The sequence below is a fragment of the Phytohabitans sp. LZ39 genome (assembly GCF_059359075.1).
The window spans coordinates 241,743-262,096 of record NZ_JCADBM010000006.1 but is presented as its reverse complement, the minus strand read 5'-3'; the positions used below and the strand labels follow the sequence as shown (position 1 = coordinate 262,096).

Genomic DNA, 20,354 nt, shown 5'->3' with positions numbered 1-20,354 from the left:
TCAGCTCAGCCCGATGCAGGAGCCGGGGCAGCTGACCGTGCCGATCGTGGCCATCGCCGCGCCGGCCGACACGCCGAGGTCCTCCACGGCGACGTCGCCGGGAGCCGGCGGCAGCTCGGGTGCGTCGCTGTCGCCGTCGAGAACGATGCCGTACTCGGCCAGCACAGCCGCCGGCTCCCGTTCGTAGCGGGCCGCGACCTCGGGGTCGGACCACGCGTCTGCGATGAGCCGGGCGAACCGGGGCCGGTGCTCGGCCGGGATGGAAGCCATCTGACCCTCCTCGGAGTGCTGGGGTGGGTGTCCGGAACGGGGCGCTGGCGCGGCCGGCGCCCCGATCCGGAGTGCGTCAGGCCTGGGCGGCCGAGCCGTAGCTGCCGAAGCAGGCGGCGGTGCCGGCGGGGCAGCTGACCGAGCTCGCGCTGCCCAGGGTGCCCGCGGTGCCCTCGGCCTCGGAGCCGGCGGCGATCGCCTCGAGGCTCTCCAGGCTCAGGTCGCCGGACGGCTTCTCGGGCACCAGCGGCGGGGGGAAGCCCTCCGGGTACTCGATGTCGTGCTCGGCCAGTACGGCGAACGGCTCGTTCTGCCAACGCTCGGCGAACGTCTCGTCCGACCAGATCTTCGACACGATGCCCGCGAACTTGCGGCGCTCGTCCTCTGACAGAACGTAGTAACCCTCGGCCATGGCCAACCTCCTCCTACAGTGCCGGCAGGGAGCCGACTCGTGACGGTGCGGGGAGCGGGCATCTGGACTGTCCGCTACACCGGTGTTCGACGTCTCGCCGAACACGTTCATCGTGCCGAGTCCCCTACCGCCGCCGACAGTCACGCGCGCAACGACCCGCACATGACGAGTGTCATGCTCAGGTACGAGAACTGTCCGCTGTGGACCGTCGGGAGAGGGTCAGGCGCCGAGCCAGCCGCGGTCGCGGGCGATCCGCACGGCGTCGACGCGGTTGCGGGCGCCCATCTTGGACATGATCGAGGAGAGGTAGTTGCGCACCGTGCCCTTGGCCAGGTAGAGGCGCGCGGCCACGTCGCTGACGTCGGACCCTTCGGCCACGCAGGAGAGCACGTCGCGCTCGCGGTCGGTCAACGGGTTGGCGCCCTGCTGGAACGCCGCGACGACGGCCTCGCTGTCGAGCACCCGCTCGCCCCGATGTACGCGCCGGACGGCGTCGGCGAGCCGGGCCGGCGGCGCGTCCTTGGGCAGGAACGCCGACACCTGGGCCAGCATCGCGCGGGCGAGGTTTCCCGCCTCGGCGTGGCTGGTCAGGATGATGGTGCGGCACGACGGCATCCGTTGGCGCAGCTGGAGGGCGGCGCTCACCCCGTCGGCACCGGGCATGTTGATGTCGAGGACCGCCACGTCGGGCTTTTCCCGCAGGGCGGCCGGCAGCACGGCGGTGCCGGTGGCGACGTCGGCGACGACCTCGAACTCGTCTTCGAGCGACAGCAGGGCCACCAGTGCCCCGCGCACCATGTGCATGTCCTCGGCCACGAGGATGCGGATCATTGAGCCTCCACCAGGTGCGAGCCACTTCGCAACGGCATGTGGATGGCGAGCTCGAACCGGCCGCTGGGCAACGGTCCGGCCCGCAACCGGCCCTGGCCGCCGGCCACCCGCTCGCGCAACCCGTGGAGCCCGCTGCCCGGCGGCCCCTCCGCCTCGGACGGCACGCCGTCGTTGACGACCGTCAGGTCGACCCCGCCGTCGGCGGCGCGCAGCGTGATGTCACACCGGCTGGCACGGCTGTGTCGCAGCACGTTTGTCGCGCTCTCCCGCAGCGCGTACGCCAGCGGCGCGGACACCTCGACCGGCAACGCGTCGAGCGGTGCGGCGTCGACCACGCAGTCGATGCCGGCGGCGGTGAGCACGGTGGTGACCCCGGTGAGCTCCGCGCTCAGGGTGGCGGTGCGGTAGCCGCTGACCACCTCCCGCACCTCGCGATGAGCTGCCCGGGCCAGGCCCACGATCTCGGCCAGCTCCCGCTCGGCGTCGTCGGTGCGGGTGGGCATCATGGCGCCCGCCAACTCTCCCTTGAGGACGATCGCCGCGAGCGTGTGACCGAGAACGTCGTGCAGGTCGCGGGCGAAGCGCAGCCGCTCGGTGTCGACGGCACGCTGAGCCAGCGACGCGCGCAGCCGGTGCACCTCGAGCACGAGCGCGGCCATGCGGATGAACCCGTACACGACGAGCCCGGTGACGGTCGTGGTGAGGAACGCGTACGCGATGTCGCCGACGCCCCGGTAGAACAGCGCGGCGAACGGCACCTCGGCGACCACCACGGCGGCGAACACGAGGTAACCACGAGGCGGCCGCAGCACCACGAGCGCGGAGGCGGCCAGAAACGAGGGGACGCCGAGCCACGCGTCACCGGCCAGGTACGCCGGCAGGTACGACAGCAGCGCCTGCCACAGCAGCGTGTGCGACCACGCGACCTTCGGCTCGGCCCGCAACCCGTGCCATGTGTGCCGGAACTGCAACGCGGCCAGCAACGCCAGCGCCGCCAACGCACCGGCCGCACGCAGCGGTGGCTCGTGGCTGAGCACCCGCGCGGCCGGAAAGCTGAAGTACGCCACCGTGAGCAGCAGGACCGCCCACTGCGCGATGCGGACCGCCAGGTCCGGGGTGACCGGCGCCCGGTCGGGCGACTCGTCGACAGTGACCATATGCGACGACCCCCTTACCGCGGCCCATCCTTACATGCGCCTATTCACCTGAATAACCGTCCGAACGGCCAACCTGTCCAGCCTCCCGTTCGAGCGCGGCGGAAGCCCTGGCCGCCCAGTCCGGGTTGTTGTGCGCGCGCCAGTGCGGCCGCCCGACACCGGCCGCCTCCGCACCACCGGGCGACGGCGGCGGCATGCTGCCGAGCTGGAACTCGCCCACCGACGACTCGCGCGCCCAGTCGAGCCCGAGCACCCGGGCCGACAGCTGAGCGTCGCCACTGCCCAGGCCGCACGGCGCCAGCCGCATCGCGGTCGCCACGAGATAACACGTCTGGTACAGCACACCGGCGTGCTTGAGCGTCGCGGCATAGGCCATACCGTCGTACTTCCACGTCATCCGGCCGAACCGCGACGTGAAGGTCAGCAGCACGTCCGGAGTGGGCGTCCCACCCGTCGAGACGGCGGCGCCGCGCAGCAACGCGTCCAGCAGCACGGTGTCGGCGCACACCCGCACCAGCCGGTGCGCCACGGCGTCGTAGTGGTAGGCCGCCCGGTCGAGTCCGGCCACGCGGTGCGCCGTCACGTATATCTCGATGTCACCCGACGCGCCGCCGGTCGGGTAGGGCCGGTCGAGCGCTTCGTACGGCATCCCCACGGCCGGGCCGTACACCGCCCGCACCCGGCCCACCCGGTACAGGAACTCCCCCAGCTGGTCGAGCGTGAGCGGGTCGGGTCCATAGTGGCGCACCGAGCGGCGCGCCTCCTGCACCATCACCAGCGGCGGATCGCGCCTCGCCACCTCGTCGAGGGCCACCCGGGGCAGAGCCACCGCCGGGCCCTCGCGCGCGGGGTACTCGGCCGGCAGCGGGTCGCGCTCGCCGAGAAACGGGAACGTGGCCCCGAACGGTTCGTCGTGCCGGCCGAGCCGGCTCCGCGCGTGAAACAGCAGCTCGTGGAAGTTCCACTGATCGGTGCCGGCGTCGCCGGCGTCGGTCATGTCCGCGGCGGTGAAGGCCGCGACCAGGTGAGCGACGAGGTGCACGTCGAGTTTGAGCGCCACCGCGAGCGAGGAGACGTCGGTGACACGCGTCAACGCCGCGGCGACGGCCACCGCCTCGGGAGCGCACAGCTCCACCCGGTAGGCCGCCCGTCCGGACTCCAGCACCGCGTCGGCGCCGCGCCGGCGCAGGAACGCCAGCCGCGACAGCGCGACCGGGCCGGGCGGTGGCGGCGCGGGCCGGTACCCGCCGTCGCCGGTCAGCGGTACCACCCGGGCCACCTCGCGTCCGTCGACGGCCACCGAGTGGACGAGGGCGCCGCGCAGCTTGGCCAGCAACCAGTCCAGCCGTGCCAGCACCGGCACGGCGTCGCCGCCGGACGCCAGCGCCGCCTCCTCCAGATCGGCGCGCGTCACCGACCCCGCCTCGAGGGCGACCAGCACGGCACCGAGCGCCATGTCGCGCGCCCCGAACGCGACCCGCCCGTGGCGGAACACGACCACGCACTTGTCGTCGGTCCGTGCGACGGACACGTCGTCGGCGAGGCCGACCTGGTCGGCTACGACGGAAGTGAGCACGCCAACTCCTACAGGAACATCGGGATCGGGTTGAGGTCGGCCTCGTCGATCGGGGTGTCCCGCCAGCCGAGCGCGACCGGCGCGTCGTAGAGGCGGCCGGGGCCGAAACGGGCCCAGAAGTGGCGCATGCCGGGCACGATCACCTTGACCACGGGCAGCCCGATGTCCGGCCGGGTCTGGTCGAGCACCAGAAACTCCATGCCACGCGACTCCACGAGCCGGCGCGCGGTCAGCACGTCGTCGCGAAGGTCCGACGAGGACAGGTTCGGGTGGTCGCCGGCGCGGGTCGCCGGCAGCCGCGCCGGTGACAGGTACGGGTGGTCGGCGATCCGGGCGCGGCGCCACCACTCCTGCTGCACCGCGTCCGGGAAGGCGTAGCCGGTGCCGTCGGCCTTGACGTCGATGACGGCCGGCAGAAACTGGTTCTGCTCGGCCAGCGCCCGCTGCACGGCGAGCTTGGCGTCGAAGTGCGCGCCGAGACCGATCAGGATGTCCTCGGCCGGCTTGTCGACCCGCCAGCTGATCGCGGCGGCGGCCGGGATGCCCAGGTCGGCGGTGATGTCCAGGACCCGCACCTCGCGGTGCAGTCCTCTGTAGACCTCCACGAACTCGTCGAACCACGGCTCGCCGAAGCTGGCCAGGTCGTAGGCGGGCCGCTGGACCCGGTTGTACCACCACAGCGCCACCGAGTCGCGCTCGACGAGCTCCAGGAACCCTTGCAGGATCGCGTCTTCGAGGCTGGCGCCGGCGGCGTTGCCGTTGGAGCAGGCCCACGCCCAGAGCTGTCCGGGCGGCAGCGTCGGGTAGCAGAAGAAGAGCTGCGCCGTGGCCACGTACCGGGTGCGCTCGCCGGTGAGCGACCACACCGGACTCCACTCGATCGGCTCGTCGGCCGGCAGCGGGTCGCAGACGGTCTGGAACGACCCGCGCTGGGCGCTGTTCCAGGCGGCGCGGTTCGCGTACTGGCGCTCGCTGTAGAGCTGGATGGCGTTCGGCGCCACGGCCTGCTCGCCCAGCTCGGCGAGCGTGGCCGTGCGCCGTGGCTCGTCGCCGCCGAACAGCCCGGAGTACCGCTCGATCGCCTCGCAGATCGCGCTGGCGCGGGCCTGCGTGTCGGTGGTGCCCTTGCCGGCCGCCATGCTGCGCAGGCCCTTGCGCAGCTGGCTCAGGCGCTCGACGCGGCGGGCGAAGTTGTGGCCAGCGGAGTAGCCCTTGACGAACGGGATGCCGGTCTCATATGGACGCAGCTCCCGCACGACGCCGGTAACCGGGCTCACCTGCGGCCCGTACGTCTCGAGCACCTGGTCAGGATTCTTGGCCCGGTGGCCGCCGTCTCCGGTGTACACCTTCGGGCGCGAGGCGAGCACCACCGGTGCCGACATCCGCCGCGCGGTCAGCGCCTCGTCCCCACACTGTGGACACTGTGGACGGCGGTGCAGGGGGTGCCGCTGGGAGCTGAGGTGGACGGTGTCGAGCGTCAGCACGCCGTTCTCCTCGGCCGTGCCGAGCCCGGCCAGATACTTGGCGGTTTCGAGGGCGACCAGCCGGGCGCCCATGTCGCGGGTGACGGCGAGGTCGGCCAGCGGCACCCGCAGCGGCCCCTGGTGGTCGGCGCGGTCGCGCAGGTACTCGTCGACCTGGCGGTGCCCGCTCAGCCGGTACGCCAGGCACGCCCAGCATCCGCCGCCGGGCTTGAACACCGGGCCGACCCACAGCGTCGAGCCGATCGGCTTGGCCAGCAGCCACGGCTGTCCACTGTGCAGGGCCGCTTCGTTGTGCCGGGCCAGGTCGGGGTTGAGGTAGTTGTCGGTGACGACCACGCGGAAGCCGCCTTCGCCTGTTCGAACCCCGGCGCTCGCGAGCGCGTCGAGCACCGGCGCGGCGTCGACCTCGCCGGCCACCGCGAGCGCCACGGTCGTCGCCGCCAGCCGTGACCGCGCGTCCTCGGCGGTGACACCGGCGACGTCCCAGAAGCCGGCCTCCCGCTCCGGCAGGTCGGGGTCGGCCCACACGACGGCCTTCATCGCGACGAGCCGCTCGATGAGGTAGAGCACCTGCTCGGGCGGCACGTCGTCGAGCTGGTCGAGCAGGTCGTCCACGTCGTGCTTGCCGTCGAGCAGCGGCAGGACGCGCTCGACCAGCGCACCCTCGACGACATGGTGCTCGCGCTCCGAGACGAGGTACACGGCCTCGCCGGGCACCGTCTCGACGCGGTGTCCCCGCCGGATCCGTGGGCGGCGCGTGTCCATGGTGGTCCTCCTCAGGCCATCGTTCGCAGCGGGGTCACGTCGTCTTCGGCGAGCGCGAGGCAGGCCAGGCCGACCGCGGCCACACCGTCCACGGCGGACAGTTGCATCTGGTCGGTGCGGCGCCGGTCGGGCAGCCACCGGCCGTGGCTCGCGCGCCGGTTGAGCAGCAGCCGCATCGCGGTGTGCGCGGCGACCCGGTGGGCCTCGCCCGCCTCGCGGTCGCCGGTGGCCCGCGCGGCGGCCAGCGCCAGCTCCACCCGGTCGAGCAGGTCCGCGGTGCTGCCCGCGCCGGCGAACGGTGCCCCGCCCGGCGGCGGCGCGTCGAGCACCTCGGCCAGCGCGATCGCGGCGAGCCGCTGGCCCGGTGTCTCCGGGGCCGGTACCGAGCCGGCGATCCGGCTCAGTTCCGCCGGGCGGTGCGCCGCCGCGTACCGGGCCAGCGCCAGCGCCACCCCGGCCGCGCCGGACGGCAGCGCCTCGACGATCCGCACGCCCTTCGGGTACGCCGGGGCGATCCCGGCGTCGAGCTCGGCGGTCAGCTGGTCGTAGAGCCGGGCCGCCAGCTGCTCCGCCGCCGGCGACGGCCGCGCGTCGATCAGCTTCAGCAGCGCGAGCAACAGGCCGGCCCGCCCGACGATCGGGTCGGCCGGGCTGCGGCCCCCGGCCACCAGCGCCGCCGCGACCGGCACCAGGTCGTCGGCTTGCTCCAGCAGGTAGGGGTCGCCGATCACCTGGCCACACCGGGCCAGCGCGTAGATGGCGGCGCCGATCCCGACGAAGCCGCCCACCGCCGGCCGCCCGCCGCTGAGCCGCGCGTACGCGCTGGACCGGCCGGACACCGAGACGAACTCGGTCGTGGCGGCGAGCGCGTCCTGCGCGAACGCCCAGTAGGCCGGCTTGCCCGTGGTCTGGTACAGCTCGGCCAGGAACACGGCGATCCCCGCGGTGCCGGTGAGCAGGTCTCCCTGGAGCGGCTCGACCTGGTCGAGCCCGAAGACCGGGTAGTGGACGACGCCGAGCCACCCGTACCGGCCCGACCCGACCGACACCGCCGCCGAGATGATGTCGTCCGCGGCCGCGCACGCGGTGGCGAGCAGCTGCGCGTGGTCCACCTCCGGCCGCAGCGCCTTCGGGTCGTAGACGTAGACGCCGAGCTTGCGTGGGTCGGGTGGCTCGCCGGTGTCGCCCGGCGGCTCGGTCCACAGGGGATGGTCGCGGGCGGCGAAGTCGAGGCAGGTTCGCAGGATGTCCTCGGCCGGCGGCGCGCCGGTCTCGCCCCGCTCGGCCAGGTCGGCGAGCCGCTGGGTGAGCCGCCCCCACGCCGTTCCGCTGAAGTGGTTTTCCACCGTGGCGCCCTCGGGTGTCCGGACGTCGCTGGTGTTCGTCACCGACTGGAACAGCGGGATGTCGAGGCGGCGCAGCATCTCGATCTCGCGCTCGATCATCTCCAGGCAGTCGGCCCGCTCGGGGTCGGTGCGCAGCACCTCTCGGGTGCCGCGGAACAGCCGCGCCAGCACGAGCTCCCGGGCCACCCCGTCGGTGAGTGCGAGCGGGCTCGTCGATACCCGCTGCACCGCGATGTAGTCCCACGTGCTGCGGAAGATGTAGCGCACGCGGGCGCCGGCGAGCAGGTGCAGCGGGCCGCGCTCGTCGCCGAGGCCGGCCACGTTGGCGACCAGGCAGGCGTCCATCTCGCGGTAGCCGGTGACCACGTCGTCGGTGTGCGCGGCCGGATCCACCGGCCGGCCGTCCACGACGGGGCGGTACGGCGGCGCCTCCCAGCCGAACGGGAAACCCTCCGGGTCGACGGCGAGCTGTTCCTGGATCGGCGCGACACAACCGATGTCGTGCGCGCGCCGGCCCGGGGTACCGACCCGCGGGAACGAGATCATCGCGGTCTTCGCGACGCTCTCCTCGATCTCGTGCCACAGTGCCTCGGCCCGCTCGCCGAGCAGCGCCGGCTTGCGCATCCGGCCCTGAAGCACGTTCTCCAGGTCGATGAACATCGGCGCGTCGCCGATCGCGATCAGGTTGTCGAGCCACAGGTCCCGGCACTCCAGCAGCTCGGCGAGGCGGGCCAGCATGCCCAGCCGGCGGTAGAACCGGGACGGCTCCTCGCCCGGCTGGCACGGCCGGGCGACCACGAACTCCTCCCAGCCGTAGCCGTCGCGCAGCAGCACGCGGCGGGTCGCCAGCGGCAGCGGGAGGCCGTGCGAGTTCAGGTACGTGAGGACGTCCATGAAGCCGGCGACGCTGCGAAGGTCCTTCGGCTTGTACACGACCCGCTGGCCGCCCGCGAACGTGAGCAGGCTGACCGTGCGGCCGCTGTCGTGCAGGTCGCCGGAGTCGCCGGAGTACGAGGCCAGCGGGCCGGGGTCGGCCCACGCCCACAGCTCCCGGCGCAGCGTCGGCAGGTCGGCGTGCAGCCGGTCGAACACCTCGGCGACGTTGCGCTTGTAGTTGAGGCAGGTGACGCCGATGACGTAGGCGAGGCCGGGCAGACTCTCCAGCCGGGAAAGCCACCCCAGCCGGCTCACGTCGATGCCGGCCCGCCCGTACCACTCCGCCGGCGCCGAGGCCCCGTCGGCGATCTGGATCTCGAACGCGATCGCGGAGTCGGTGACCTGGAGCAGGCGCTGCACCAGCTGCCCGGCCACGTCCTCGGCGGCGTCCTGGGTCATCCGCACGCCGCGCAGCTCGGCGCCGTCGTTCACCCGCCGCACGCCGGTGAGCCGCACCGCCGCCCGCTGGAACGCGACCAGCACGCCGCCGACGAGCTCGGTGGCCCGGTCGTCGGCCGGTGTGGGCGGCTGGGCGAGCAGGAAGTCGACCAGCGCGTACGCCCAGTCCGGCAGCCGGCCCGGGTTGCGCACCTTGACGTCGACAAGTCCGGCGCCGAGGTCCCGGCCGGTCTGCTGGCGGTGCAGCAGCAGGGCCCGCCGCGACACGTCGTCGTCGGCGACGGCCGCCCGCAGCCACCGTTGCGCGCGATCGGCGAGCTTGCGCCGGCCGCCGGCGCGCACCGGCACGAAGTGCACGCCGGACTCGCGTTCGTCGAACGGCGCGGCGGCGGCGATCACGGCCAGCAGTCGGTCGTCGGCCCCGGCGAGGCCGAGCAGCGTGTCCGGCGCGGCAGCCGGCTGGCTGAGGCCGAGTGGCGTGGTCGTGGTCATCAGTTGACCTCCTGCCGGGCGACGAGACGGGCGAACAGCGGGCTCGTGGCGGCCAGTTCCGCGTAGCTGCCGCGGGCGGCGATCGTGCCTCCGTCGAGGACGTAGATCCGGTCCGCGGCGCGGATCGTGCTGAGCCGGTGGGCCACGACGATCCGGGTGACGCTCAGCGCGGCGATCCGGTCCGACACCGCGCGCTGGGTGATGTTGTCCAGGGCGCTGGTCGCCTCGTCGAGCACCAGCACGGGCGGCCGCTTGACGAGCGCCCGCGCCAGCATGAGGCGCTGGATCTGGCCGCCGGAGAACGACGCGTTGTCCTCGCTGACCATCGTGTGCAGGCCCATCGGCATCGCGCGCACCTCGTCACCGAGACCGGCCAGCTCCAGCGCCTCCCAGACGCGGTCGTCCGGCACGTCCTCGGCGCCGGCGACCACGTTGTCCACTATGGATCCTCGAACCGCGCGCGCCAGCTGGAGGACGACGCCGAGCTGTGCGCGCACCGCGCGGAGGTCGAGCTCGGTGAGGTCGCGGCCGTCGTAGCGGACCGCGCCACTGCTCGGCGGGACGAGCCCGAGCAGCAGCCGGATCAGCGTCGACTTGCCCGCGCCGGACGGACCGACCACGGCGACGAACTCACCCGGCTCCGCCGAGATGCTCACCTGGTCGAGCACGGGCCGGCCGCTGCCCGGGTAGGTGAACGTCACCTCGTGCAGTTCGACGCGGCCGTGCAGCGGGCCGGGGTCGGCGGCGCCCGGTGCGACGTCCGGCGCCGCGTCGAGCAGTGGGCGCAGCTGCCGGTGCGCCGACACGATCGAGAACGACGACATCACCGCGCCGTGCAGCAGCCCGGCCGACGCGGCGAACTGTCCAACCGCGACACTCGCGGCGACGAACGTGCCCAGCTCCACGCCGGGCCGGAGCAGCGCGACCGACACGCCCAGCGCCGCGAGCGCGGCCGGCTGCATCGCCAGCGCGAGCCCGGCGACGACCGCCCGCCAGCGCAGCGCGGCGGCGTCGGTGCGCCGCTGGTGGGCGTAGCGGTCGGCCCAGCCGGCGAACACCCGCTCCTCGCGCGCGGCGACCTGGAGCTTTTCGATCGCCAGCAGCGCCGCGTGGAGGAAGGACGCGACGCGGCTGAACGCCTCGCGGTTGGCCATCTCGTGCCGCTGAAGGTGGCGGGCGGCCCAGCTGGCGGCGCCGAGCAGCACCAGGGTCGTGGTGAGCACCGTGCCGCCCACCAGCGGGTCGACGACGAGCAGCACACCGAGGCTGACCAGACCGAACGCGCTGCCGAGCACCGCCGACGCGGCGCTGTCGCTCAACGACCGGCGCAGCTCCGAGACGGCGTTCGCGCGCTGGGTCAGGCCGGCCGTGCCGAGCTCCTCCAGGAACCGGACGTCGCGCCCGAGCAGGTGCCCCCACACAGCCGGCTCCAGCCGCAGTTGGAGCCGGCCCTGTAGCCGCACCAGCGCGGCGTTGCGGACCGACAGCAGCAACACGTTGCCGATCACCAACCCGGCCAGCAAGGCCGCGGTCCACCAGACCAGCCCGTTGCCGGCGGCGCCACCCACGGTCCGGGTCAGCAGCCATCCGGACAGCAGCGGCATCGCGCCGGCGAGCGTCGCGGCGAGCAGCCCGGCCAGCAGCAGGAACCGGATGTCCGGGCCGGCGCCGCGGGCGGCGAACCGCAGCAGGCCGCGCGCCGTGCGGTCGCGTTCGGCCAGCGGCGGGTACACCTGCCAGGCGACCTCGTCGAAGCCGGCCGCCTCGCCGTCGGTGACCCGGGCGCCACCGGCGTGCCGGTAGCCGCGCGGACCGGGCAGCAGCGTCTCCGGAACACCGTCGCGGAAGGCGACCAGCGGCGCGACGCCGGTGCGGTGCCAGCCGTCGGCGAGCCGCACCTCGACCCAGTGCACGCCGGCCGCGCGCAGCGCACGGCTCAGCGTCGGCTCGGTCGGCGCCGGGATCCCGAAGTGTTCCGCCAGGGCCGCCACCGCGGTCGGTACCGGTGCGTCACGGCGCTCGGCCGCGGCGCGCGCCAGCGTCCGCCAGGCACTGTCGACGGCGGTCATGCCGCACCCCCGGTCGCCAGCCGCCGGTATAGGCCCGGCGTCGCGATGAGCTCCTCGTGGCTGCCGCGCTGGGCGACCGTTCCCTTGTCCAGCACCAGGATCAGGTCCGCGTCGCGCACGGTGGAGATCCGGTGTGCGATGAACAGGCAGGTGACGCCACGGCGGCGCAACGCCTCCAGTACCGCGTGCTCGGTGGAGCTGTCGAGCGCGCTGGTGGCCTCGTCGAGCACCAGCAGCGGTGGGTCGCCGGCCAGTGCGCGGGCCAGCTCCATCCGTTGCTGCTCACCGCCGGACAGGTTGCGGGCGTGCTCGGTGACCTGGCCGCCGTCGAGGCCGCCGCGCTGGTCGACGAGCCGGTCGAGGCTCGCGTCGAGCAGGGCGGCCCGCAGCCGCTGCTCGGGCACGGTGTCGTCCCAGAGCGTCAGGTTGTCGCGCAGGCTGCCCTCGAACAGGCGCAGTGTCTGCTCGACGTACCCGATCGACGTGGCGAGCCGCTCGCGGGTGTAGGTGTCGCGCGGTTGGCCGTCCAGCAGGATCCGCCCGGTCCAGGGGTCGACCGCGCCGACGGCGAGCCGGGCGATCGTCGACTTGCCGCTGCCGGTCGCGCCGACGAGCGCGACCCACTCCCCCGGCTTCGCCGCGAACGACAGGTTTCGCAGCAGCGGCTTCCCGTACCGGTCGTAGCCGAAGGTTACGTCGTCGAACTCGATGGCGCCGGAGAGCCGCGTCGGGTCGGCCGGCGGGACCGGTGCGCGGTCGAGGACGTGGGCGCGCGCCGGGTGCGGCTTGGCCTGGAGGGCGTCGTCGATGATCGACATCTGGACGCGGGTGACCTGGACCTCGGAGCCGAGCCCCACGAGCACGCCCAGCGGGCTGAGCAGCCCGCCGGCGACGAGCTGCGCGGTGAGCAGCGTGCCGAGGGCCAGCTCGCCGGACGCGACCTGGTGCGCGCCGACGATGACGAACGCCGCGAGCGCCGCCGGTGCCACCGCCGAGCTGACCGCCAGCAGGCTCAGCGTGGCCGAGCCGAGCGCGTTGCCGGTCCGCAGGGCGCGGGTCGCCGACCGCACCCACGAGCCGAACAGCCACTGCTCGGCTCCGTCGGCCTTGATCGCCTCGATCATCGTCAGTCCACTGTGTGCGGTGGCGTCGCGGCGCACCTGTTCGAACAGCAGCCGTTGCTGGTGTGGGCCGGCGACCCGCACCACCGCGCGGAGCAGCAGCAGCTGCGCGGTCGCCGCGACCGCCATCACGGCCAGCAGCGCCGGCGCCAGCACGCCGAGCAGGCACGCGTACCCGAGGATCGTCACGCTCGCGGTCACCGGCACCGCGAGCCGATCCGACAGCATGATCGCCAGCCCGTCGTTCATCTGCGCCCGTTTGACCAGGCCCGACAGCTGCCGCCGGTGGAAGAACTCGCCGGGCAGGCGCAGCAACGCCGTCAGGTACGAGCTGCTGAAGCGGGTGGCCATCACCGACAGCGCGCGGGACAGGACCCGTTGCTGCGCCCAGCCGGTCACGCCGGCCAGCACCGCCCCGACGACGAGGATCGCCAGCAGCGCCGGGCGCCACGCCTGGTCGCCCATCATGAGCACGCGGTTGAGCAACGCCCGCATGCTGAGCGCCGCGAGCACGGTGGGCACCGCGGCGAGCGCGCCGAGCAGCGCGGCCACCGCGACGATCGGCAGGTACGGCCGCACCCTGGCGACCACGGCCCGCACGAACGGCAGCCGCGGCCCGCCCGGCCGAAAGTCCGGTGTCCGCGTGGCCACCAGCACGAGCCCGCTGGACCGCGCGGCGAACTCCTCGGCGGTCAACCGGATCCGGCCCACGGCCGGGTCGTTGATCCAGACCCGGTTGCCGCGCACGCCCTCCAGCACCGCGTAGTGCCGCCCGTCGAGGAGCACCACGGACGGGACCGGCACCCGCGCCACACTGTCCAGATCGGACGGTACGACGTTGCGTCCCTTCACCTGCAACCCGAACGCGGCGGCGGCCCGGCCGAACCCGACCGCGGTGGTGCCGTTGCGTCCGGCGCCGCACAGCTCGCGCAGCTCGGGCAGCGGCGCGCGGCGCCCGTGCCGGGTCAGGATGATGCTCAGGCACGCCGCGCCGCAGTCGGCGTCCTCCATCTGCGGCGCCTCGACGGTGCGGCGGGCCTTCTGGCGCGGCGGTTTCGGCTCGCTTTTCGCCGCCGGGGGCTCGACCGCCGGCTTTGCCCGTTCCGCGATGACCATCACGCACCCCCGTGCCACAGCAGGTCGGCCGGGCGCCGCTCGCCCAGCACCAGGTCGAGGCGTACCGGCGTCAACGTCGCGCCGGCGCGGGCCGGCACACCGAGGTCGACGTGTACGGCACGGACCAGCCGCTGCCCGTCGCCGGTCAGGGACCGCTGGCCGAACCGGGCGGCGAGGTCGTCGGCGCGCACCGGGTACGGTTCGACGCCGGTGACCCGGCCGGTCAGTCCGCTGCCCCGCACCTTCGTGCCGGCGGGTACGGCCGGCTGCCCGGCGTCCAGGAGAAGCAGCGCGCCGAGGCGCGCGCCGGCGGGTTCGACGGTCGCGAGGACGTCACCGCCGGATACCGCGTTGCCCGGCCGCACCGCGACGGACGACACCGCACCGGCGACCGGGCTGGTGATCGCGCGGCGCTCGCCGTCGACGTCGAGGACGATCAGGTCGGCGCCGGCCCGGACCGCCGAACCGGCCTGGGGCGACGACACCACCGTCGCCGCGGCCGGGGCGGTCACGAGCGTCGGGCCGGCACCGGCGACGAGCACGCCGTCGAGCGCCACAGTGGACTCCACGCGGGCCAGCAGTCCCCACGTGGCCAGCGCGCCGAACAGGACCAGCACCGCCACGAGCATCGTCCACACTCGACGGGTCGTCAGGTGGACGACCTCGTCGAGCTCCGCCACGTTTCGCGTCATCGGGTCACTCCCGCCATCAGTGGCTCCGCGACGACGCGCAGTGCCGAGAATCCCGCAATGGCCGCACCGGGCAGCCGGGGTGTGCCGGCCTCGTCGGTGCGGCTGGTGAGCCGGGCCCGGGTCACGAACGCCCGCAGGACCGCCGCGCCCTGTTGCCCCGCCAGCGCCGCGCCGAGGCAGTGGTGCGGACCGGCGCCGAACGCGAGGCTCCGCCCCGGGCGTCCGGGGCGGAACGTGTCCGGATCGGTGAAGACCCGCGGGTCCCGGTTCGCCAGCGACCAGGCGAAGAACACCGGTGCCCCTGCCGGGATCGCGTCGATGGCCTCCACCGTCCGGCGCGCGCCCAGCCGGACCGGGCTGTGCAGCCGCATCAGCTCGGCGAAGACATCGCCGGCCGTTCCCGGTTCGCGCCGGATCCCGTCGGCGAGAGCGGGTTGCCAGGCCAGGGCGCCGATCGCGCGGGCGATGCCGGCGGTGACCGTCTCCAGGCCGTTCATGAACAGCAGCACGACGAACGCCACGAACTCGTCGTGGTCGAGCGCCGCCCGCAGGTCCGCGACGAGGTCCCCGTCGCGGCGCCTGCGGGCCAGGTCGTCGATGTAGGCGACCAGCTCGTCGAGCTGGCGCTCCACCGCTTCGACCGCGCCCGGCGGCTGCCCGAACGTGAACAGCTGGGCGCTCATCACCGTCGCCCAGCCGGCAACCCGCGGCCGGTCCGAGGACGGGATGTCTAGCAGGGCGCACGTGGTGTGCACGGGCAACGGGACGCCGACGTCGGCGACCGCGTCGAACTCGCCGCGCGCCACGGCGGCGTCGGCAAGCTCGGCCGCCACCGTCGCGACCGTGTGCGCTACGGCGTTGGCCCGGCGGGCGCTGAACGCGACGGTCACCAGGCGCCGCAGCCGGGCGTGGTCGGCCCCGTCGCGGAAGTTGAGCATCCGTCCGAAGACACCCTCCAACCGCTCGGACTGGGTCAACGGCACCGGCGGGTCGCCAGCGCGGGGATCGATGACGAGCCGGCGGTCACCGGCGAGGCGGCAGATCTCCGGGTGGCCGGAGATCACCCAGCCGTCCACCGTGTGCAGGACCGGCGCCTCGGCCGGCAGCCGATCGGCGTCCCGTGGATGTTTTCCGCGCAGGAAGGATCGTGCCGCGGGCTCCAGGGCCGGTGCGGCAGGTGGGGCGGCCACGGACTACTCCCGGTGGGTGCGGGGCGGGAGGGGCGGCCAGCAGAACGTGCCGGCGCAGAAGCACAGCTCGCTGCCGGCGTCACCCCGCAGCGGCTCGATCCGCAGGTGGTCCTCGGGCGGGGTGGCGGTGCCGGCGAGCCAGGCGGCGACAAGTCGCTGCGCGCGCGCCCTGTCCTCGGACCGGGTGTCGGTGTGCGGCGGGGAGGTTACGGTCGGCGCGTCGGACATGGCGACTCTCCCTTGTTCGACCGGAGGCATGCGTGACCTCTGATACTCGGGGTACCATCGGATGAGCGCTGCGGGCATCTGGACTGCCCGCAGCGATCTTTGTCTGGTGATCCGTTCAATCGGTGGTCATCAGTCTGCGACCTCGGCTCCCGCTGCGGAAGTGCGCGGGCACACGTGTGCACCCATGACGTTCGTCATCCTCAGCGAATCTTCGGCTAGCCCGCCCGCTGCACGGCCTTGCGGGTCATGGTCTTCGCGAAGGCGCGGCTCCCGCCCAGGTCGGACCCGGGTTCGACGACGACCACGAGGTCGCCGACCCGGGCGACACCCACCCACCAACCGGGGTAGCTCGGCTCGGCGGCGGTGCCGACTCCGACGTAGACGAGCAGGCTCTCGTCGCCGGTGAAGTCGCGCTCGGCGATCTGCGCCCGCCACGTCACATCCCCGCTCTGATCGGGTGAGAACGTGGCACACCGGGCGACCCGGTCCCGCACCTCGTCCAGGAACGCCCCGGCGCCGCCGGCCCGGTAGCGGGTGACGGACTCGTAGCCGAACACCTCCGGGCCGCCCGCGAACCGCCGGAAGCGGCCGGCGACCCGGTCCGAGTCCGCGCGGTACGGCTCTTCGTCGAGGCACAGGTCCGGCTGCGGCCTGGGCAGCTTGCCCCGCTCCCAGGCCGGGTAGCCGGCGTGGTCGCCGACCATCGCGTAGCACCTGCCCCAGTCGCTCGCGCGCAGCATCACCGAGGCGGGCAACGCCTGGCCGGCGGGCGCCGGTCCGTCGTACGGGAACACCAGGATCTCGTCACAGCCGGCCGGCATCGACAGCGGCGAGCCGACGGGATAGGGCTCCTCGGAAACCGGCGCGGCCGGGGGTGACGGCGCCGGCGTCGGCGTGGCGGTTTCACCGGGCTGTGGCGCCGGCGCGACCGGGCCGGCGAGCAGCTCCCGTGCGCCGATCGACACGCCGCCGACAAGCACCGCGATCGCGACCAGGCCCGCGATGGCGCGCCGCCGGGTGCGCCTGTCGACACGCTCGCGCAGCCCATCCGGCGCGGACAGGCCCGCGCGGTCCACGTCCGCCCGCAGCGCGGAGAACATCCGGTCCAGGTCAGGCGACATCGTTCGCCTCCCGCATCAGGTCGTCGAGTACGGCGGCCAGCCCCGCCCGCCCGCGGGACAGCCAGGACTTGACCGTTCCGGGAGAAGATCCGGTCTCGACGGCGATCTCGGCCACCGACATGTCACACAGGTAGTGCAGCGCGACGGCCCGGCGCTGGGCGGTGGGCAACCGGCGCATCGCGGCGACGAGCAACACGGTGTCTTCGCTCGGTGGAGGGATGTCGCCCGGTGGACCGGCGCGGCGCGCGGCCAACCGCCTGTTGCGCAGGCGCCGCCAACTGTCGGTGGCGAGCCGGGTCAGCACCAGCCGCACCCACCCCTCGACGTGGTCGTACCCGGCCAGCCGGCGCCACCGTTGCCAGGCGCGCACGTACGCCTCCTGCACCAGATCCTGCGCTTCGGGCAGGTCGCCGGTCAGGGCAAACCCGTAGCGCAGCATCCGGGCCGATGTCGCCCGGTAGAACTCGTCGAAGCCGTCCGCGTCGCGCATCTGCCCTCCCGCATGTACATCAGACACGACCGGTGCGGCGGCACGGTTGCACCAGGTTCGCGCGACGGCCATCCACGGATCGGCCACTGGTGAGAAGCTGACGTGTCGGGGCCCCCAAACCACAGAGGGGCCTGACGCAGATGGAGGCCTGCGATGCCGCGAGTCGAGTTCGACATCAAAAGTGGGGTTTCGCCCGAGCGGTTCATCGGTGCGCTGACCGACTTCTCCGCTGCCCGCGCCGACGTCTGGCCGAACATCGACGCCCAGCACCTCAAGGTCCACGAGGTCGCCGCGGACTCGGCCGACGTCACCGAGGGCTCGTCGCTGGCCGGCGGCGTGTGGGAGCGCAACCGCTACGACTGGTCCACCCCGGGCACGGTACGGGTGGAGACCACCGAGTCGAATACGTGGCGTCCCGGCAGCTCCTGGCTGTACCGGGTGACGCCGGACGGCACCGGCAGCCACATCCACGTCACCGTCGACCGCCGGCCGGCGAGCCTGAAGGGAAGGCTGATAGCGGTCCTGCTCGTACTCGGCGGGCGCCGCGTGCTCCGCCAGGCCACCGAGCAGGTCCTGCGAAAGCTGGAACAGCCGACCGGCTGACCGTCCCGCGGTTCGTGCGTGTGCCGCTACATCCGGCAGGGTATAGGCAGCGGTGAATGCCGCAGGACGGTGCGGGCCTCACGTCCAGGGGAGAACCATGCTGAGCCACGACCACCGGCTGGCCACACTGATCACCGCTACTCTCGTGCTCGCGCCGGCCGGGGCCGTCGCCGGCGCCCGACCGGCGGCCGCGGCCGCCACCATGTACTACGTGGACAGTGTCAACGGCGACGACGCCCGCGACGGCGCGTCTCCGGACCGGGCGTGGCGCACGCTGTCCCGAGCGAGCGCCGCCGGCCTCACCCCTGGCGACCAGCTCCTGCTCGCCCGCGGAAGCCGCTTTCCGGACCAGCTCGTGGTCAGCGCCAGCGGCACCCCGGATGCTCCGATCGTCGTCAGCGCGTACGGCGCCACCGGAAACACCCCGGTCATCGAGTCCGTGGGCACCGGCGGCCACTGCGTCACCCTCGACGGGTCCTACGTGACGATGACCTACCTCGACATCCACAACTGCGCCGGGTCGGGCGGCGTGCTGATCCGGGGCGACGCGGTGGTGGTGAGCCACAACATCGTCAGCAACAACACCACGGGCATCGAGGTCGACCAGGGCTCCGCCGACGCCCGCATCCTGGACAACGACATCGTCGACAACAACCGCATGGTCGTGAACACGCCCGGCGGGGACGACGACTACGGCGCCTTCGGCATCCTGCTCCACGGGCTGCGGACCGAGGTCGCCGGAAACCGGATCTCCGGCAGCGACGCGTTCTCCCACGACTACGGCCGCGACGGTGGCGCGGTCGAGGTGTACGGCGGCCGGGAAAACGTCATCCACCACAACATCGCCGTCGACAACGTCGCTTTCGCCGAGCTCGGCAGCGCCGGCTCGCACGGCAACGTCTACGCCTACAACGTCGTACGCTCCACTCTGGACATCGCGGCGGGCCTTGTCACGCGCGGCTCGAGGGATCCGTTCGGCCCGGTCACCGGCACGGTGTTCCGCCACAACACGGTCTACCTGACCGGCACGCAGAGCTACGGCCTGGCCTGCTACGGCGGTTGCGACGCCACGATCCTCGAGGCCCGCGACAACGTACTGGTGGCGGGATACCGCTCCGGATACACCGACGGCGCCTACGCCGGCGGCAACAACATCTACCACGGCGCCACATTCGACGGTGTCCCCGCCGCGGACGACACATGGGCCGACCCACTGTTTCGCGACGCGGCCGCCGGAGACCTGCGTCCCACCGCCGGCAGCCCGATGGTCGACACCGCCACCGACGCCAGCTACCCGACCGACCTCGACGGCGTCGCCATCCCCCAGGACGGCAACGGAGACGGCGTAGCCGCCCCCGACCGCGGCGCCTACGAGTTCCACTAGAGACGTTTCCGGGGTCGGGGCGCCTGTCCTTCGTGACCTTCTCAAGACAGATTTGCCCACGCCCGCGTCAGCTGTAGACCGTATGCTCCCGCGGGCACCGCTCCCGGCCGGCGGCTCGCAGCGCTCGCCGAAACCCCCGGCCGTCCACTGCCAGCCCCGCAGTCCAAGCCCACGGGCAAGACCATGCCCGCCCCCAGATCTTGGTATCCATTGGCCCCTCGACTTTCGGATTTGAATCGCTTCTCCGCTCCTTCCGGGTTTGTTTGTGGTTGCGGTTGGTGCGCCTCCGGCGGGGCCTCGGGCTCCGGCCGGGGCCCACCTTCTCACTGGTTGGGGATGCGGCGCAGCATGTGGGCGGCGCCTCACCCGTCCGCCGCTGGCCACGCTCACCCAGGGACGCACGGTTCCTTTGTCCACGATGTCCATTGCCGAGGGCGACGGGCACCAGACCCGACAGAGGCGCCATCACCGCGAGTAACCGCCACAGGGCCGTGAACCGCGTCCGATGCCAGATCTTGGAGAGTTAGGGCGCCATAGCAGCCCTAAGTCTCCTAGATCTCAAAGCCCGACCCCCGGCGCTGGTAACGCCGCGTCAGGATGTCGCAGGTAGGCGCACGCGGCTGTCCGCGAACATACCCGGAGGGCTTGTCGCGCGGACCTGGCAGTGGACGG

At 73.3% G+C, this 20,354-nt stretch carries 15 protein-coding genes and 3 pseudogenes; 2 read left to right on the top strand and 16 right to left on the bottom strand.

Annotated features, from left to right (window positions below; translation table 11 throughout):
- From AC5L36_RS14815 to AC5L36_RS14740, 16 genes and pseudogenes are all read right to left on the bottom strand, one after another.
- Positions 1 to 270, bottom strand: a complete 270-nt coding sequence (locus AC5L36_RS14815) for a TIGR04351 family putative TOMM peptide (RefSeq protein WP_441219041.1) — start codon at positions 268 to 270, stop codon at positions 1 to 3.
- Positions 271 to 346: 76 nt separating this feature from the next.
- On the bottom strand, positions 347 to 682 hold the full coding sequence (locus AC5L36_RS14810) for a thiocillin family RiPP (protein ID WP_441219039.1): 336 nt from the start codon (positions 680 to 682) through the stop codon (positions 347 to 349).
- A 219-nt stretch (positions 683 to 901) separates the two neighbouring features.
- Positions 902 to 1,513 carry a response regulator transcription factor gene (locus AC5L36_RS14805; protein ID WP_441219037.1) on the bottom strand — a complete coding sequence of 204 codons (612 nt, stop codon included), beginning with the start codon at positions 1,511 to 1,513 and terminating at the stop codon, positions 902 to 904.
- Positions 1,510 to 2,670, bottom strand: coding sequence for a sensor histidine kinase (locus tag AC5L36_RS14800; protein WP_441219035.1), 1,161 nt, complete (start codon positions 2,668 to 2,670; stop codon positions 1,510 to 1,512). The genes AC5L36_RS14805 and AC5L36_RS14800 overlap by 4 nt, the downstream gene beginning before the upstream one ends.
- Before the next feature lie 40 nt (positions 2,671 to 2,710).
- The gene (locus AC5L36_RS14795) at positions 2,711 to 4,246 is read right to left on the bottom strand and encodes a SagB family peptide dehydrogenase (RefSeq protein WP_441219033.1); all 1,536 of its coding nucleotides are present in this window, start codon (positions 4,244 to 4,246) and stop codon (positions 2,711 to 2,713) included.
- Positions 4,247 to 4,254: 8 nt separating this feature from the next.
- The gene (locus AC5L36_RS14790; RefSeq protein WP_441219031.1) at positions 4,255 to 6,495 is read right to left on the bottom strand and encodes a TOMM precursor leader peptide-binding protein; all 2,241 of its coding nucleotides are present in this window, start codon (positions 6,493 to 6,495) and stop codon (positions 4,255 to 4,257) included.
- Positions 6,496 to 6,506: 11 nt separating this feature from the next.
- Positions 6,507 to 9,668 (bottom strand): type 2 lanthipeptide synthetase LanM, encoded by a 3,162-nt coding sequence (locus tag AC5L36_RS14785; RefSeq protein ID WP_441219029.1) that lies wholly within the window; start codon positions 9,666 to 9,668, stop codon positions 6,507 to 6,509.
- The gene (locus AC5L36_RS14780) at positions 9,668 to 11,737 is read right to left on the bottom strand and encodes an ATP-binding cassette domain-containing protein (RefSeq protein WP_441219027.1); all 2,070 of its coding nucleotides are present in this window, start codon (positions 11,735 to 11,737) and stop codon (positions 9,668 to 9,670) included. Before AC5L36_RS14780 ends, AC5L36_RS14785 begins: the two co-directional genes overlap by 1 nt.
- Positions 11,734 to 12,384: pseudogene (locus AC5L36_RS14775) on the bottom strand (ATP-binding cassette domain-containing protein); the annotation flags it as partial. The gene AC5L36_RS14780 and the pseudogene AC5L36_RS14775, both read right to left, overlap by 4 nt.
- Before the next feature lie 234 nt (positions 12,385 to 12,618).
- Positions 12,619 to 13,449 (bottom strand): annotated as a pseudogene (locus AC5L36_RS14770) (ABC transporter transmembrane domain-containing protein); the annotation flags it as partial.
- A 57-nt stretch (positions 13,450 to 13,506) separates the two neighbouring features.
- Positions 13,507 to 13,869: pseudogene (locus tag AC5L36_RS14765) on the bottom strand (cysteine peptidase family C39 domain-containing protein); the annotation flags it as partial.
- 104 nt (positions 13,870 to 13,973) lie between these two features.
- Positions 13,974 to 14,666 (bottom strand): biotin/lipoyl-containing protein, encoded by a 693-nt coding sequence (locus AC5L36_RS14760; protein ID WP_441219025.1) that lies wholly within the window; start codon positions 14,664 to 14,666, stop codon positions 13,974 to 13,976.
- Positions 14,663 to 15,856, bottom strand: coding sequence for a cytochrome P450 (locus AC5L36_RS14755; protein ID WP_441219023.1), 1,194 nt, complete (start codon positions 15,854 to 15,856; stop codon positions 14,663 to 14,665). The genes AC5L36_RS14760 and AC5L36_RS14755 overlap by 4 nt, the downstream gene beginning before the upstream one ends.
- A 3-nt stretch (positions 15,857 to 15,859) precedes the next feature.
- A complete protein-coding gene (locus AC5L36_RS14750) occupies positions 15,860 to 16,084 on the bottom strand; it encodes a hypothetical protein (protein ID WP_441219021.1) in 225 nt (74 codons plus the stop codon).
- Between the two features lie 215 nt (positions 16,085 to 16,299).
- Positions 16,300 to 17,205 (bottom strand): hypothetical protein, encoded by a 906-nt coding sequence (locus AC5L36_RS14745; RefSeq protein ID WP_441219019.1) that lies wholly within the window; start codon positions 17,203 to 17,205, stop codon positions 16,300 to 16,302.
- Positions 17,195 to 17,695 carry a SigE family RNA polymerase sigma factor gene (locus AC5L36_RS14740; protein WP_441219017.1) on the bottom strand — a complete coding sequence of 167 codons (501 nt, stop codon included), beginning with the start codon at positions 17,693 to 17,695 and terminating at the stop codon, positions 17,195 to 17,197. Before AC5L36_RS14740 ends, AC5L36_RS14745 begins: the two co-directional genes overlap by 11 nt.
- Positions 17,696 to 17,848: 153 nt before the next feature.
- Between AC5L36_RS14740 and AC5L36_RS14735 the strand changes: the two genes are divergently transcribed.
- Positions 17,849 to 18,298, top strand: coding sequence for a hypothetical protein (locus AC5L36_RS14735; RefSeq protein ID WP_441219015.1), 450 nt, complete (start codon positions 17,849 to 17,851; stop codon positions 18,296 to 18,298).
- Positions 18,299 to 18,395: 97 nt separating this feature from the next.
- Positions 18,396 to 19,682 (top strand): right-handed parallel beta-helix repeat-containing protein, encoded by a 1,287-nt coding sequence (locus AC5L36_RS14730; RefSeq protein ID WP_441219013.1) that lies wholly within the window; start codon positions 18,396 to 18,398, stop codon positions 19,680 to 19,682.
- The last annotated feature ends 672 nt before the right edge of the window (positions 19,683 to 20,354 follow it).

Bases quoted from the DNA above. Each gene is read 5' to 3' on its own strand.
- AC5L36_RS14760 (WP_441219025.1), bottom strand. From the start codon at position 14,666: ATGACGCGAAACGTGGCGGAGCTCGACGAGGTCGTCCACCTGACGACC.
- AC5L36_RS14810 (WP_441219039.1), bottom strand. From the start codon at position 682: ATGGCCGAGGGTTACTACGTTCTGTCAGAGGACGAGCGCCGCAAGTTC.
- AC5L36_RS14740 (WP_441219017.1), bottom strand. From the start codon at position 17,695: ATGCGCGACGCGGACGGCTTCGACGAGTTCTACCGGGCGACATCGGCC.
- AC5L36_RS14785 (WP_441219029.1), bottom strand. From the start codon at position 9,668: ATGACCACGACCACGCCACTCGGCCTCAGCCAGCCGGCTGCCGCGCCG.
- AC5L36_RS14735 (WP_441219015.1), top strand. From the start codon at position 17,849: ATGCCGCGAGTCGAGTTCGACATCAAAAGTGGGGTTTCGCCCGAGCGG.
- AC5L36_RS14790 (WP_441219031.1), bottom strand. From the start codon at position 6,495: ATGGACACGCGCCGCCCACGGATCCGGCGGGGACACCGCGTCGAGACG.
- AC5L36_RS14815 (WP_441219041.1), bottom strand. From the start codon at position 270: ATGGCTTCCATCCCGGCCGAGCACCGGCCCCGGTTCGCCCGGCTCATC.
- AC5L36_RS14750 (WP_441219021.1), bottom strand. From the start codon at position 16,084: ATGTCCGACGCGCCGACCGTAACCTCCCCGCCGCACACCGACACCCGG.
- AC5L36_RS14745 (WP_441219019.1), bottom strand. From the start codon at position 17,205: ATGTCGCCTGACCTGGACCGGATGTTCTCCGCGCTGCGGGCGGACGTG.
- AC5L36_RS14780 (WP_441219027.1), bottom strand. From the start codon at position 11,737: ATGACCGCCGTCGACAGTGCCTGGCGGACGCTGGCGCGCGCCGCGGCC.
- AC5L36_RS14800 (WP_441219035.1), bottom strand. From the start codon at position 2,670: ATGGTCACTGTCGACGAGTCGCCCGACCGGGCGCCGGTCACCCCGGAC.
- AC5L36_RS14730 (WP_441219013.1), top strand. From the start codon at position 18,396: ATGCTGAGCCACGACCACCGGCTGGCCACACTGATCACCGCTACTCTC.
- AC5L36_RS14805 (WP_441219037.1), bottom strand. From the start codon at position 1,513: ATGATCCGCATCCTCGTGGCCGAGGACATGCACATGGTGCGCGGGGCA.